We start from the raw sequence: 15,043 nt of genomic DNA, 5'->3' as shown, positions 1-15,043 counted from the left end.
ATGATTACTCTGCCGTTTTTTATTGTCGATGTGTTTGCCAGCCAGCGCTATCAGGGCAACCCCCTGGCTGTTTTCGATGCGCGTAATACACCCGCCGATGTACTGACAACCGAGCTGATGCTGGCCTTGGCGCGCGAGATAAACTTTCAGGAGAGTACGTTCGTGATGGGTGGGTCGGTGGAGCGGGGATTTGATGTACGCATCTTCACGCCCGAATACGAAGTGCCTTTTGCTGGCCACCCTACGTTAGGAACGAGCTGGGTACTGGCCCACCATCTGGCTAAAACCGGCATTGTTCCTTTTTCGCTGAACCTGGGTGTAGGCCCCGTTCCGGTGCGATGGGAAGGGGAGACGCCCTGGCTAAAAGCCGCCCAGCCTCGTTTCGGTCAAACCTATGATTCTGCCGATCTGGCTCGCCTGCTACACCTGCATCCCGATGCAATGGATACGGACTGGCCCGTTGAATGGGTCAGTACAGGGCTTGCCTACGTGATGGTGCCGCTTCGCTCGCTGGCTGCGGTGCGCGCGATCCGACTCGACAAAAACGAGCTGGAAGCCTGGCTGTTGGCGAATGGGTTACATAAGACCAACAGTCCCGAAGGGCTGCACGGCTCGCTCTACCCGTTCTGCCGGGAAACCTACCAGGCCACCAATCAGCTCAATGCGCGCATGTTCTGCTTTGAGCAGGGGCAGGTAGCCGAAGATCCTGCTACGGGCAGCGCGGGGTCATGCCTGCTGGCCTACCTGCTCCGGCATCGGGTATTTGGCCTGGGTCCGGTTCAGCTGCGGCTTGAACAGGGCTACGAAGCGGGCCGACCATCGCTGCTCGAACTGAACGGTTCGCTCACCAGCGGAGGGCTGTTTGATCTGCAGATTGGCGGTCGGGTACAGTACGTCGCTTCCGGTACCTGGGCGGTTGCCGACTAACTCAGGTCAACACCACCAGCTGGTGCCCGCGCAGCGCCGGCACCACAAACTCGACCCGACCGTTTCGCTGGGTGAACTTCAGCGCTGTTCCCGACGGAGCCAGGCTTACCCGTTTGGCCGACCCTTTTACCGAAACCGCTACGTTGTACAGCGGAATCACATCTTCGATAACGTCAAAATCGCGCCCGCGCCGTTCGGGAACGTAATGCAGCAAATGCAGGATACGGCGGTTCTCGGTCGCCTGGCTGTTCAGGGTGGCCAGCAGGCTAGTGGGAGCCTCGGGCGTACGCACGAGCGGGTCGGGCAGGAGCCGCTGGAGGGCGTTCAGCACCAATTGGCGACACCAGCGTGGCGCGTTCTGGGCGTACTGCGAAAAGAGGGGATGAGCCATGTAAATGACCTTCCCATTCTGTACAATGGCCGGGTAGCCGGGTTTGCCGCTGGAGGGCGTGTGGCGATGCGACACAAAATGCTGATACGTCCGGTTGAAATACGGCACATTGGTCATGGCCAGTACAGTAGCGCCGGTTACCCGGACTTCATTGGCTTTCTGATAAACGACCAGCTCTGTGGCGGGTAACCCGGCGCTGACTCCTTCGCCGGTCGACACAATAAAGTCAGGGCTATACGGTGCTTCGCCCACGAGCGACACCCCAAAGGCGTTGGTAGCAAAGGCTCGCTTGTCGGGTGTCAGGCCCGAGTTGTGGGAGGCCAGTACAGCACCGCCCCCGGCTAGATAGGCGTCGAGTTTGGTCTTCAGAGCGTCGGTCAGCAGGATCTGGTCGGGCAGGATAAGCACGCGGTAGCCCGACCAGTCGGTCAGACCGTCGATGACGTCGAACTGGTGTTTACCCTCCTGCAACATCCGGATAGCGCCCATCATCGGGTCCGGTACGCGGGTAGTGACGTCGAGCGGCTGAATCTCTTCCATGGTTACAACACCAATATCGACCAGGGGCCGGGCGTCGACGCAGTACGGCTCTTTCTGCTCGACCTGACTGTATACCGAGCCAATCAGATCATAGGTGGCCGGGTCGATTTTACCGTTGGGGGCCAGTTGATCGCCGATGGAACATTTGCCGTTGAGGGCCAGCATCGAGAAGCATTCGAACTCCAGAGCGGCCTTGTTCTTAAGCGAGCTAAAATCGCCCCAGGAGGTGTGAAACTTGCCGGTCATACCCAGAAAATCGATGCCCAGCGTGCGGGCGTAGCGGCCCGTGAGCGGAAAATGCAGGTATCCCCAACCACCGCTCGGCAGCGATTCGAGCTCGAGATGACTGTATGTAGGCAGGTGTCGGCGAATATACGGCCCAACGTGGCCGGAGTTGTAGAAGATGGTAGCGTTGCGGTCTTTGCTGCGAACGAAGGCCGACATATCAGCCCGCCAGTTGGCCATTACCTCGTTATAAAACAGGATGCGGTCGCTCTTCAGGGCCGGGTTCATTCCCTTGGCCGTCATCTGGCGGATGGTATGCGGGTTCGACGAGTCGAGCACTTTAACGATATCGAAAAACAGCCCGTCGATCGGTACCGCTTCGAACAGATCGGCCACGTATTCCTTCAGGAAATCGCCATAGGGCGTATTGACATCCAGGTTGCGATAGAATCCGGCGTCGAAGGGTTCGGTGCCGCTGGCTTTGCCGTGTTCGTCAATGACGATCCATTCGGGATGTTCCCGAGCCGTAAAATGATCCCACTGCACGGTCAGGTACACAGGAACCCGGATGTTGCGTTTGTGACAGGCTTCGATCTGCTCTTTCAGCAGGTTCCGCTTCAGGTGGGGGTGATGCCGCTCCGGAAAGCGTTTGGTGTCGTGATAAATGTAGCCGTGGTGGCAGCGCCCAAAGCAGGTAACCGAGTTGACGCGGGCTTTGGCAAGCGTATCGGCAAACTCGTCGGGGTCGAACTGGGCGCCCACATCGGTAATCAGCTCGCTGGTGTGGTAGTCCAGGTGTACCTGTCGAAACCGAAGGCCAGCGGGCGGCTGAACGCCGGATGGCTGGGTTGGGAGTTGGAGGGGCGTGCCGGAGGTGGTTTCCCACGCTACCAGCGCGCCAGCCGCACTGAGCGAAGAACGTTGTAAAAAGTCACGACGGGTGAGCATAGCCGGGCTAAGGATCTGTAAGTACCAACCCCAGAGAAAGTGCCCGATGCGGTGTTTTTACTTTCCCTCCTCGGTATAGACCCGATTCCGTTTGCTGATCGACCGGCGTAGCCTGGGCATCCGCCAGACCAGGTCTGCCTGCTGAATCATGGCGTTAACGCCCGCGTAACCAACCGACCGATGAACCAGTTCGCCAGTAGGGGTCAGGTAGAGGCCGGTCGGGTAACTGCCTACGCCGTATTGCCGGGCCACATCGGGGCCTTCACCGACTTCGGCATTGAGCTGGTAATTGATGAAACGGCCGTTGAATGCGTCGCCGATGGCCGGGTTGGGGAACGCTTCGCGGGCCATACGACGGCAGGGCGGGCACCAGGCTGTATAGAAGTCGACGAACAACGGTTTATGCTGGTTGCGGGCTTCGGCCAGAGCCTGTTGCCAGGAGCCAACAAAGAACCGCATACCCATCGGCTCGTCGGCGCGGACATTGATTAGCAGCAGGCACAGTACACAAACGGAGATAAGTCGCTTCATGGCATAAAGATAGCCGATGGGGCACTAAGGACTATAGCAGTGTTCTTATTGGTATCTATAAAATTGAGTTCATAGAACTTGCCCAAACCCAACATGTCGAAGTGACGATTTGAAGGCCTTGGTTATACCTGTTCAGCGTGAACAACATAGCGATGGGTCAATTAATTTATTGTCAATTTTTCGACGTAGCCAGTAAGTAAAAGCGGCTCTTACTAGTGTCTGATTGGCGGGTTTGATATACTTAAAAATTTGTTTTGAACGGACAGATGGGGGATGGTTAACGAATTGGCTATGAGTAAATGGGTGGGTGCTTGGTTGCCGCCGGTCAGTGTTCAGAACAGAAAGTCTATTTCTGAAAGCAAATTGACGCGATGTGGTTACCTGGGTGTTTTTGCTAGTCTAAGACGACGAAAAGGGGGGTGAAAGAAGTACCTCGTTTTATCTCTACCCATTTTTAATACTACTAAATTATGCGGATCATTTTAGGATTTGTCTGGCTGCTGGTTGTATTGGTTTTTTCATATGCCTGTCAGGTGCAGGAGCTACCCCTCCCCACCAGTGCCGACAACGCTGCGGCCGTGCGGGCCTACCTCAATAAGTTAGGCTATGCCGACTCACTGATTGTCGATGCGGGCGAATACTTTGTGGTCGAAGGCGATATGAGGTTTCCCAAAGACAGGAAAGTGCCCAACCTGACTGGTGCCCTGGAAGAGCAGGCCTGGGAAGATAGAGATGCCTTGATCGAGCGATATAACCGAATTCGAAACATCCGGGTTTGGGCACAGCCAGAAATAGCTCCCATTGCTGGCCATGTAATGCAAGCTATGCAAATGTGGAACAATGCCGGGAGCAGCATTCGATTTGTAAATGCCCCAAACCGGTTTGATAGAGATATAACTATTTACAACGGCACTATAGATGGTCCTGATGCTGTTGGTGAATCCAACTTGCCCTTGCTGGGAAAGCCTGGGCGAGACATCGTACTTGATGTGGCCAAAATACGTGTGATGCCAGATAATATTAAGAAGGTTTTGATAGCTCACGAATTTGGTCATACCATTGGCTTTCGTCATACAGACTGGCGCCGTTTTGGTGAACCAAATTCTGTTGACATACCAGCCGTGCCCGGAGCAGACGCTGCCTCAATTATGAACGCTGTTTACATTGTTAGTAGTAATAGCAATCTGACCGGACTTTCAGCAAAAGACAAACTAGCTGTTAAAGCCCTGTATCCGTCAGCGCCCTACAGTTTGTACTTTGACCCGACTAGTATACCGGTAATTTTACGCTGGAAAGGTCCTTACCACAGAATAGCCGGTTTTCAGATAGTCCATTCAACCATTCAGCGGGGTATTGAGGTTGATAACCCAGTCTTCACTATACAGACTTCAGACGGTAGAGCTGGCTCATACACATTCCGTTACAGACGTTGTGCATGTACAACAGGAGGAGGTTTGTTGAATGTCAAAGTGCGGATACTGTATACCGATAACGGTGTGTCACCCTGGTCAGCTATGGCCAGTGTTCGCATTCAATAGTCTATTTATCGGTTGGTTAGCGGAAGAGTTAAGCTTCGTTAACTGGTTGGTGTTGCAAAACGGGTACTCGATAGCTTACCGATAAACAAAAGTCAGCCCTACCGAACCAGAAGTCGACTGGTCTGAACGAGTTGGCCGGCCAGCTGGATGCGGGCTATGTAGAGGCCAGGTGGCAGCCCCGTCAAACCTACGGTATTCGTTGACTGCGATAGATTGGTGCTGAGTACGATCTGCCCGAGCAGATTATAAAGCACCAGTGTGTAGTCATTAGGCTGCTGAATCATAACAGTCAGCTCGGCAGCCTGGGCGTTTATGGGGTTAGGATATAACACAATCGGCTGCCGCTCCTGGAATCGGAAAACCTCCTTTGTGGTTGTGACCACTTCGGCTCCTGAAGCCAACCGAATTCGCGCCCGGTATCTATTCAAACCATCGTTCAGAGTAGCATCTGTAGCTTCGTAATATAGCGAATCAGGCGTTACGGGCTTTGTATATACTGGATTGAATTCACCCGATGAAGTCATTTTTTCAAATACGACCTCCGCAATGTCTGTGGTCTGGGTTAGCGTTACGAAGAGATTCGCGCTCATGTTATTGGTTGTGCTAGCGTCGAAGCTTTCGTAGTAACAATAAACGGGTTGGTCGGCCAAAGAAAACGCGGTACTGCGTAACCCTGCTTTGCCAGATGATAAGATGGGGGTTATGGCAAGCCAGACCGCTTTATCGGAAGGTCTGACAAAAACCTGACGCTGATCCGTTGAGGCTATAGTGGCCCAGCCCGTACGAGTATTAAATTGTTGAACAAGATACCGAACCGGTGTGGTAGCCTGTACAGACGGCCAGGTGAGTAGCAAGGAATCGGCACAAAGCCGTTGCGGAACTACTTCCAGCTGGGGTGATACCGAACAGCGTACGTCTATAGGGACTACACTACCGTTTGGGGTTAGACGGAGCCTGCAGTCGGTTAATAGATTGGGAGGTTCCCATGTGTACTGGCCTGCTTTTAAGGGTACCTCGCTGGAAATCAGACGCCAGGTCTTTCCCTGGTCGATTGAATAGTGCAGGCTTCCTTCGTCAGCAGTATAGGTGCTTTTCCAGCGAAGGGTTGTTGTCTGAGCGCTACGAAGAAGGGTGTTAGCCGTAGGGTAGAGCCAGGTCAAAGTGTTGGCCAGATCAAATTGGTAGCAAACATGAAAGGATTGCGCAGACGATGTAAGCCTGTTACCTTTTATCCGCACTGTATAAATACCAGCTTTGGGGTTATCCAGGGTTACCTGCTCAACAGGATTGAGTGCATCTCGCTTGCGCCGGGCTGGTAATCGTAACGAATCTGCATGGGCGCTATTTGATAGCACCCAGGGTTGCCATACGGTTTTGTTCTGTACGACTTCCAGATCCAGGTCGTTGGTTAAAGCGGCAGATGTCAGGCTTTGGGGGTTCCCAGCAGGGTCTACCCAGGCTAATGTGACCTTCATTCGGCGTACGTTGGCTGGTACGGGCAGGCTAAACGTTACCTCTTTGCCATTACTTACGATACCGTTTTTAAAGAGCTTATTGGTTAAAGCCGATGCTGCTGCATACCCATTCAGGGCTCCATATCCCGTTTTAAAATCTGGACCCGGTACATCCAGATCGTCGGCCGAATTAATAAGTAATGCTTTCAGCAGGGAGGCCGGTGCTTTTTGCCGATAATATTTTTGATGAATATCCTGCAGAATGGCGGTTACGCCCGAAACCAGGGCTGCCGCAAACGAAGTACCATCGGGACTGTGAGCCACTAGTTCGGGCTTCAGCCGACCATCATAAGCCGGACCCCGCGAACTGTTTTCCATAACGGATCCCTCTGCATCGACGGCGCCGACAAGCAGCACGTTCTTAGCCATTTTGTAATGACCTGTCAGGTTGGCAAAGCCCGGAATTCCTCTGTAAAGACCATCCGAAGCCGTATCCTGGCCGCTATTGCCAGCTGAGAAAATGTTCATCAGGTACGGAAGCCGGCTTACCTGCTCGTCGTAGGCAGCGGCATCAGCACTGTACTGGTAGCTTATCGAAGAACCGTAAGAGTGATTGACCAGGCATACTTTGTTGTCCAGAATAAACTCATCTGGCTCCGGCGATAATGAATTGAAAGAGGCTGAAATTAAATGAGCGTTTGGCGCAATTCCTTCATTCAGCGGTGACGAATGCCCTAGACCAGCCAGCATGGAGGCTATCGATGTAGCGTGGTCGGTCATACGATCCGAAGCCCGGTCTGAAGGGCGTACTTTTCCGGTAAAGTCGATGTCGCTTTTATTGAACTGATTTTCTTTCTGACAAATAACAACGCCGTCGCCAGGATAGGCGGTAAAGTGGCTTTTTAACAGAGCAATCGAATTGTGGGCGAAATCAACCTGAGGATGATTTCCTTCTTCCTGAGGCCTTGAATGAACAACTGGTTTCGGTGCCGCTCCTGTAAGCCGGTTCCGGTGTTGCAACGTTTCCCTACAGCTCGCAAGCAGCCAGAGTCCGAAAAGAAAAAGGATCGTGGATCGGATGGCTGGTACAACGCATACCACAATTTTGTAGGGTCGTAACATAAGAAAGGGTAAATGACTGTGCGCTATTGACGATAGCAGCGCGCAAAGTCATCTACCCCTCTCAAAAAAGGCTGTATTTCGTAATTGGTACGTCGATAATTCGCTGACAGTCAGTTGAATATTTTAGGTGTCCGGGCAGGCCAGCTAGTTCACTGGTCTACAGCGTTGACGCCTGAGTGCTCTGCGGGCTGGTTTTAGATGTTTTCTTTTGTTTTCGCTGTTTCTTCTCCTCCTGTTTTTCGAAGTGGATCTCTTCGGCTTCTTCGATCGAGTGTGACTCCGAAAGGCTGTCTTCCTGTTTGGCTTTCTCAGCGAGTCGACCAAAAAACTGATGCAGTGCAATCAGATCGGCTTCATTGAGGTCTTCGAGGTTGAGCAGGCGGTTGCTGGCTTTTCGATTGACGGCAATCAGTTCGTTCAGCTTGATCTGCATAGCCAGCGAGTCTTTATTCTGCGATTTCTGGATCAGGAACACCATCAGAAACGTGATGATAGTCGTGCCAGTGTTGATGACCAGTTGCCAAGTGTCTGAATAGCCAAAAACAGGGCCGGTGATCACCCAGACCAGGATGGTCAGCAGGGCGAGCAGAAAGGCGGTTGAGGAGCCAGTGGCACGGGTGGCCCGGGATGCGAAGCGTTCGAAGAAGGCGGTGAATTTGTTCGTATTCATGCAGTGGGGCAGTTTGGCATCTTTACACGAAATAACGGCTATTCTGGCCAGACTGGCATAATATGATTTTACTACCAGTCTGGCGGGGTCGGCTATCTATGAACTAATCACATACGACCCTTGTCTTTTTCGTATATGGCAAAGACAACTACACGCCCCGCCGGTCCGCCGAACGGTGCGGTGCCAACGGACCGGAAGGAAGAGCTAAGCTGGCGCGACCGGTTTGCCGCTCTGGGTAACCTGCCCGCCTTTTTTCGACTGGTCTGGGCGGTGTCGCCGGGGCTTTTTATCGGGAATGCACTCCTGCGATTGGTGCGGGCGGCTATTCCGGCAGCGACGCTCTACGTGGGCAAGCTGCTCATCGACGAAGTGGTGCGGCTGGCGGGACAGACAGCCGACAAGGATACCGATTACCTGTGGTGGCTGGTGGCGGCCGAATTTGGCATGGCTATTTTGTCTACTGCTCTGGGCCGGGCCGTGTCGCTCATGGACGGGTTGCTGGGCGATCTGTTTGCCAACCGCACCTCGATCCGGCTGATGGAGCATGCTGCATCGCTCGATCTGGAACAGTTTGAAGACGCTACGTTTTACGATAAGCTGGAGCGCGCCCGTCGGCAAACTACGGGTCGTACGGTGCTGCTGTCGGGGGTGTTCGGGCAGGTGCAGGAGTTAATTTCGGTTGGCTTTCTGGCGGCTGGTCTGGCCGTGTATAACCCCTGGTTGTTGCTGCTGATTCTGGTAGCCGTAACCCCCTCGTTTATCGGCGACAACTACTTCAACCAGCGTAGCTACTCGCTGTCGCGTTCCTGGACGCCCGAACGGCGCGAGCTGGACTACCTCCGCTACGTAGGGGCCAGTGATGAAACGGCTAAAGAAGTAAAGATTTTTGGTCTGTCGGGTTTCCTGATCGATCGGTTCCGGACCTTATCGAGCGAGTTCTTTCAGAAAAACAAAGCGCTGGCTATCAGCCGGGCCAGCTGGGGAGTGCTGCTGACGGCGCTGGGTACGGCGGGGTACTATGGGGCCTACGTCTGGATTGTGCTCCGGGCCGTAAACGGGCAGATTTCGCTGGGCGACCTGACGTTTCTGGCGGGCTCGTTCCGGCAGGTGCGCGCTTCGCTGGAAGGGATCCTGCTGCAGTTCAGCAGCCTGACTCAGGAAGCCATTTACCTGCAGGACCTGTTCGACTATTTTGCCATCAAGCCGCTGATCGACTCGCCCGCAACGACGCGCCCTTTTCCCAGTCCCATTCGCATCGGGTTCGTGTTCGAGAACGTCGGCTTCAAATACACCAACAGCGAACGCTGGGCCATACGCAACCTGTCGTTCACGCTGCAGGCTGGCGAAAAGCTGGCGCTGGTCGGCGAGAACGGAGCGGGTAAAACCACGCTCGTTAAACTGCTGGCCCGGCTCTACGACCCCTCCGAAGGCCGTATCCTGCTCGACGGCTATGACCTGCGCGAGTACGACCTGCTCGAACTCCGGCGAAACATCGGGGTTATTTTTCAGGACTATACACGCTTCAAAATGTCGGCGGGGGTCAACATCGCCGTGGGTGACATCGACGAACGAACCAACCAGCCGCGCATTGAAACATCGGCCGAGCGAAGCCTGGCCGATACCGTAATCGCTAAACTGGCCGGGGGCTACGATCAGCAACTGGGTCGTTCGTTCAACAAAGGCGTTGAACTGTCGGGGGGCGAGTGGCAGAAGGTAGCGCTGGGCCGGGCTTACATGCGCGATGCGCAGCTGATCATTCTGGACGAGCCCACGGCCGCCCTCGATGCCCGCGCCGAGTACGAGGTGTTTCAGCGGTTCATCAAACTGACCGAAGGCCGCTCATCAGTCATCATTTCCCATCGGTTCAGTACGGTTCGGATGGCCGACCGGATTCTGGTGCTGGAGAACGGCACCCTGCTCGAAATTGGCAGTCATTACGAACTACTCGAGAAAGACGGTCGCTACGCCGAATTGTTTGGTTTGCAGGCTCGTGGTTATCAGTAGATTGCGCGCTTACTAAATCAGACTGGGTTAGTTTTGGATGCGGGGGCACAATTCGGCATTTTTGCCGGGTACGTTTCTCCTCTCGATATGCCCCACTTCTTCGTTGCGCTTGTTTTGTGTCTGCTGTCTGCTCATGCGTTTGCCCAGCGCCTGACGGCCTATCAGCTCAGTAATTATGCCGGTACTAACGGCGTATATCTGAATCCGTCTTCGATGGCTGACTCGCGACTGGGTACGCACATCAATCTGGCTACGGTATCGGTTCAGGCTGCAGCTCAGCCCCGCCTGCCGCTGGCTACGGTTCCTTTTGCCAGTGCCAGCCTGAAACTGCGCGGGCAGGACCTGGCCGTAAAAGAGGCAGACCTGCGCGGACCGGGCCTGATGGTACAACTGCGCGACAGTAAAGCGTTTGCGATTACAACCCGCTACCGATCCGACATCAACCTGACGGGGGGATACGATCTGGTAGACTGGTTCGAAGGAAGCAAAGCCCCGCTCCCCGCCGGGAACCGCTCCGTGGCGCTCAGCTCCGATGCGTTCGGCGAGGTGGCTTTTTCGTATGCGATGCCCGTATTCGACTGGCAGCAGCATTTCGTGAAAGCGGGGCTTACCTACAAATACATCCGGGGGCTTCAATCGTCCAGCCTACAGGCCAACGGCGATTTCAGCGCCCCGTCTACCCAGGTCAGTTATTCGCTGAACAGCCTGCAGACGACCTACTCAGACCTGGCCACGCTGAGCAAGCTGAACGTCGCCGATGTACTGCTCGGTAGCGTTCCGGGAAGCGGGAGTGGCTTCGACATTGGCGTTACCTATGAGTTCAGACCCCGGGCCGAGTCGTTCCGCTATCAGATGGATGGCAAGCCAATGGCCGATGTGACGCAGACCAAATACCAGTTCCGGCTGGGGCTGGCCCTGCTCGATATCGGCTCGATCCGGTATAAAAATGCCAGTTCATGGACCGTTCAGCCCCGAACCGGCACGCTGCAGCAGGCGGCCGTTCAACCCCCCAAAACACCCACCGAGGTACGCAATGCCGTAGCGCAGTCGCTGGGGGTGCTGCCCGAAGGAAGCATCGGTGATCTGACCCATAAACTCCCGCAGACGTTCTCGGTTCAGGCCGATGCGCAGCTGGGGAAGGGCTGGTTCTTCGGCGCGGCCTGGTGGAAACCGACTACCGCCGATGCCGCTGCCCAGCACCGGGCCGAACTGATTACCTTCGGGCCGCGCTACGAGTCGGCGGGCAGCGAGTTCTCGGTGACGGGTAACTACTGGCAGCCACTCGGAAAGTTCTCGGTCGGTACCCACGTTCGGGTGGGGTTGTTTACGGTCGGTACCGATAACCTGCTGGGCTTCTTCAGCGACAACGGCTTGTCGGCCCATGTTTTTGCGGGTGTAGCCCTGCCCATAGGCGCCCGACGACCACCCGACCGCGACGGCGATTATGTGTCGAACCGCCGGGACCGCTGCCCCGATCTGGCCGGTATCTGGATGTTTCAGGGATGCCCCGATACCGACCGCGATGGTATTCAGGATAAAGATGATGCCTGTCCGCAGGATGCCGGACCCGCGGAAACAAAAGGATGTCCCGACGCTGATAAAGACGGTATATTCGATAAAAACGATGCCTGCCCCAACGAAGCAGGCCCGGCCCGGTTCAACGGATGCCCCGATACGGACAACGACGGAATCGCCAATAACGACGACGAATGCCCGACGGTGGCGGGGGTACCGGCGCTGGGCGGCTGCCCCGATCGGGATCAGGATGGCCTGCGCGATAGTCAGGACGCCTGCCCTACCGAAGCTGGCCTGAAAGAACTGGATGGCTGCGCCCTGAAAGCACTGGAGCCGCTGCCTGCTGCGAATTTGTCGGCTGCCGAAAGCGCTCTGCTCGATCAACTGAACCGGCGCTGGCTGCTTGGGCCCAAAAAAGATGACGACGCGATTGGGAACCTGAAAACGTACCTGTCGGCCAATCCGAAGCGGGTGGTTGTGCTGGAGTTTTCGGGGAGCGATCAGGAACCGCTGGTTCGGGTGGCTAATCTGTTCAAAGAAGAGCTGGGCACGGCTTTCGGCGATACGAAACGGTTTCGTTTCTCGGTAGCGGTGCGGTCGGGTACCGCAGCCGGCCTGCGGGTTTCGTTCAAGGATGAATAAAAGGAGTCGAGCATCGCGTCGATAGCTGAAAACAACCTGCATGATGATCACTATTGGCTTCCGGCAATGCCTGAGTCGACCGGTTTTTAGGTATCTGGCCAGGGCCGTACTGACCGGGCTGCTGACTGTGCCAGGTGCCGATGCGCTGGCGCAGGGGAAAAAGCGAATGCCGGAGCCGCTGAACCTACGCGAACATATCGAATATGCCCCATCGGTGAGTGCCGACGGGCAAACGCTCATTTTTCAGTCGGATCGCTACGGGTTGTTTGTCAATGCGTATCGGAAAGTGCCGCGTATCAACGCCGAGGGTGATCAGCAGGCTGTCGACGATAAGCTCAGCGCCCAGTTTTTCGGCGTGTACGAAGCGCATCTGCACCCGAGCGGGCAGTGGACCCGGCCCGAGCCGATCCAGTCGATCAATCGATACGATAGCGATGGGATGACACCCCTGATTGGCGGGCCCAGCATCAGCTACGATGGCAATTACCTGTTCTTCTTTGCCAATTTTCCCACCAAACCCGGTTTTGGTCGCGAGGATATTTACTACTGCGTTCGGCAGCGCGACGGCTGGGGACCGCCCGTCAACGCCGGCCCGGCCATCAACACCAGCGGCTACGAAGGGTTTCCCAGTATTTCGGCCGATGGGCGCCGGCTGTATTTTGTCCGCGAAAACCTGACCAGCCGCTCCCGCGAGGGGCATACCTGCTACAGCATCCTGGTCTCCGAAAAAGGACGCGACGGCCAGTGGAAACGCCCGATCGAACTGCCCCCGCCGGTTAATCTCGACTGCGAGAAAGCTCCGCGCATCATGGCCGACAGCCGCACCCTGGTGTATTCGTCGATCAAAGCCGGAGGCATGGGCGATTTCGATCTTTACATGAGTACCATGCAGGCCGACGGGCGCTGGTCAGAGCCGAAGAACCTACAATATATCAACACGAAACGATCCGATCAGTCGGTGGCCATCAGCGCCTGCGGGGATCTGCTCTACTACGTCAGCGACGGCGACCTGTACACAACGGCAATTCCTGAAGAACTCCGGCCGTTTAAACTGGCTACCGTACAGGGCTTCGTGACCGACTCGCTGACGGGCGCGCCCCTGCCGGTCCGGGTGGTGGTGACCGACGTAGCGTCTGGAAGCGTGGTCACCACGGTCGAGACCAACCCGGCCGATGGGCGTTATACGGTGCTGCTGCCCATAACGAACGGGTATCGGCTGTCGGTCAATGAAAAAGAATACCGGCTTATGAGCCGGGCTGTCGACCGGGCAGCTTACCTGACCTGCGCCGTCATTCCGGCCAATTTTCGGTTGAGATCCATTCGGGCAGACCCCAGCACCCTGCCCGCAGCGGGCCGTCATGCCGACGATATTGTAATTGTAACCGAGCCACCGCGGTCGGCGGCTACCAGTGTGGAACCCGTACCCCCGCCCGTAGCGGCTCCTAAACCGGCAGAGCCCGTCGTTGAGCGAATACGGGCGTCACAACCGGCGTTGGCCGATACGGCGCGTCTGGTGCTGACCGATACCGTGCGCCGACAGCCCAGCGTGCTAACCATCAAAGTGTTCGCCATGCACATCGGGCAGCCGCTGCGTTCGGCCGTCGTTGCCATCACGTCGACAGCCAGCGGGAAAACGGAACAGTTTACGCTACCCGACGGGCGACTTGAGCAACAGTTCACGGCCAACGATGACCTGACGATCGAGGTGAGTGCGCCGGGCTATACATCGATTCGACGAACGCTCCGCATCGACGTACCGGCGGGCGGGAAACGGTACGAGTTCGACGCGGAGCTGGATGCGATTCGTTTTTTTCTGACGGTGCGGGCCGTCGACAGCCAGACCGGCCAGTCCGTTCCGAATGCGCAGTTCCGGCTGGCCGGGCCCGACCAGCCGGAACCCCAGTCGCTAAAAACCGATGCGCGTACGCAGCAGGCCAGCATTCACGTGCCCACGAAAGGAACTTATCAGCTTACCGCCCTGGCCGAAGGGTACGAAGACCTGAGCCGGTCCGTTACCATTGATAAGGCGCAGAACGAGGTGTTGGTCAGACTAGTGGCGAAACCCGTTGCGGTAGTCGCTCAGAAGACGGACTCCAGCGCGATTAGGCCAACGCCAACGCCAGCTCCTGGTCCCGAAACCGCAGCCGCTTCCGTATCGGCGGTAGCTACCAAAGCGTTCGGTGTGGTTGAAAAAGGAAAACGCATCCGGCTCAACAAGCTGTATTTCGATCAGAGCAGTCCGGTGTTGCGTCCCGAATCCTATGCCGAACTTGATCAGCTGTATGAGGTACTGAGCCAGTATCCGTCGATGCGTATCGAGATACAGGGCCATACCGACAACCAGGGCGACTTCGACGCCAACGTTCAGCTCTCTCGCGACCGTTGCCAGTCGGTGGTTGATTATCTGGTTGGCAAAGGCATTCGTAAACAGCGGCTCCGGGCCGTGGGGCGTGGCCCCACTGAACCCGTGGCGCCGAACAATAACGAAGAAAACCGAAAAAAGAACCGCCGGGTCGAGTTTGTGCTACTCTAGCCC

Annotated in this window: 9 protein-coding genes; 5 read left to right on the top strand and 4 right to left on the bottom strand. The window is 55.9% G+C overall.

Annotated features, from left to right (window positions below):
- Nucleotides 1–927: a PhzF family phenazine biosynthesis protein gene (locus tag EQG79_RS05955; protein ID WP_129600595.1), complete on the top strand. Its 927-nt coding sequence runs from the start codon at nucleotides 1–3 to the stop codon at nucleotides 925–927.
- A gap of 1 nt (nucleotide 928) precedes the next feature.
- Here the strand turns inward: EQG79_RS05955 and EQG79_RS05950 are convergent, their stop codons facing one another.
- Both EQG79_RS05950 and EQG79_RS05945 read right to left on the bottom strand, forming a co-directional pair.
- Nucleotides 929–3,031, bottom strand: coding sequence for an alpha-amylase family protein (locus EQG79_RS05950; RefSeq protein ID WP_129600593.1), 2,103 nt, complete (start codon nucleotides 3,029–3,031; stop codon nucleotides 929–931).
- Between the two features lie 57 nt (nucleotides 3,032–3,088).
- Complete coding sequence (locus EQG79_RS05945) at nucleotides 3,089–3,562, bottom strand: thioredoxin family protein (RefSeq protein WP_129600591.1); 474 nt, start codon at nucleotides 3,560–3,562, stop codon at nucleotides 3,089–3,091.
- Between the two features lie 470 nt (nucleotides 3,563–4,032).
- On the opposite strand from EQG79_RS05945, the gene EQG79_RS05940 reads away from it, so the two are divergent.
- On the top strand, nucleotides 4,033–5,100 hold the full coding sequence (locus EQG79_RS05940) for a M57 family metalloprotease (RefSeq protein WP_129600589.1): 1,068 nt from the start codon (nucleotides 4,033–4,035) through the stop codon (nucleotides 5,098–5,100).
- 98 nt (nucleotides 5,101–5,198) lie between these two features.
- Here the strand turns inward: EQG79_RS05940 and EQG79_RS05935 are convergent, their stop codons facing one another.
- Both EQG79_RS05935 and EQG79_RS05930 read right to left on the bottom strand, forming a co-directional pair.
- Nucleotides 5,199–7,676 (bottom strand): S8 family peptidase, encoded by a 2,478-nt coding sequence (locus EQG79_RS05935; protein WP_077924053.1) that lies wholly within the window; start codon nucleotides 7,674–7,676, stop codon nucleotides 5,199–5,201.
- Nucleotides 7,677–7,833: 157 nt separating this feature from the next.
- Complete coding sequence (locus tag EQG79_RS05930) at nucleotides 7,834–8,346, bottom strand: low affinity iron permease family protein (RefSeq protein ID WP_077924054.1); 513 nt, start codon at nucleotides 8,344–8,346, stop codon at nucleotides 7,834–7,836.
- A gap of 135 nt (nucleotides 8,347–8,481) precedes the next feature.
- On the opposite strand from EQG79_RS05930, the gene EQG79_RS05925 reads away from it, so the two are divergent.
- From EQG79_RS05925 to EQG79_RS05915, 3 genes are all read left to right on the top strand, one after another.
- Nucleotides 8,482–10,350, top strand: a complete 1,869-nt coding sequence (locus EQG79_RS05925) for an ABC transporter ATP-binding protein (RefSeq protein WP_077924055.1) — start codon at nucleotides 8,482–8,484, stop codon at nucleotides 10,348–10,350.
- Between the two features lie 87 nt (nucleotides 10,351–10,437).
- On the top strand, nucleotides 10,438–12,507 hold the full coding sequence (locus tag EQG79_RS05920) for a DUF5723 family protein (RefSeq protein WP_240699282.1): 2,070 nt from the start codon (nucleotides 10,438–10,440) through the stop codon (nucleotides 12,505–12,507).
- Between the two features lie 40 nt (nucleotides 12,508–12,547).
- Nucleotides 12,548–15,040, top strand: a complete 2,493-nt coding sequence (locus tag EQG79_RS05915) for an OmpA family protein (RefSeq protein WP_129600586.1) — start codon at nucleotides 12,548–12,550, stop codon at nucleotides 15,038–15,040.
- The last annotated feature ends 3 nt before the right edge of the window (nucleotides 15,041–15,043 follow it).

Origin of the sequence: Spirosoma sordidisoli (assembly GCF_004138325.1) — a bacterium.
Taxonomy (GTDB): domain Bacteria; phylum Bacteroidota; class Bacteroidia; order Cytophagales; family Spirosomataceae; genus Spirosoma; species Spirosoma sordidisoli.
Note: the sequence above shows the minus strand (reverse complement) of the source record. Positions and strands in the feature narration are given on the sequence as shown.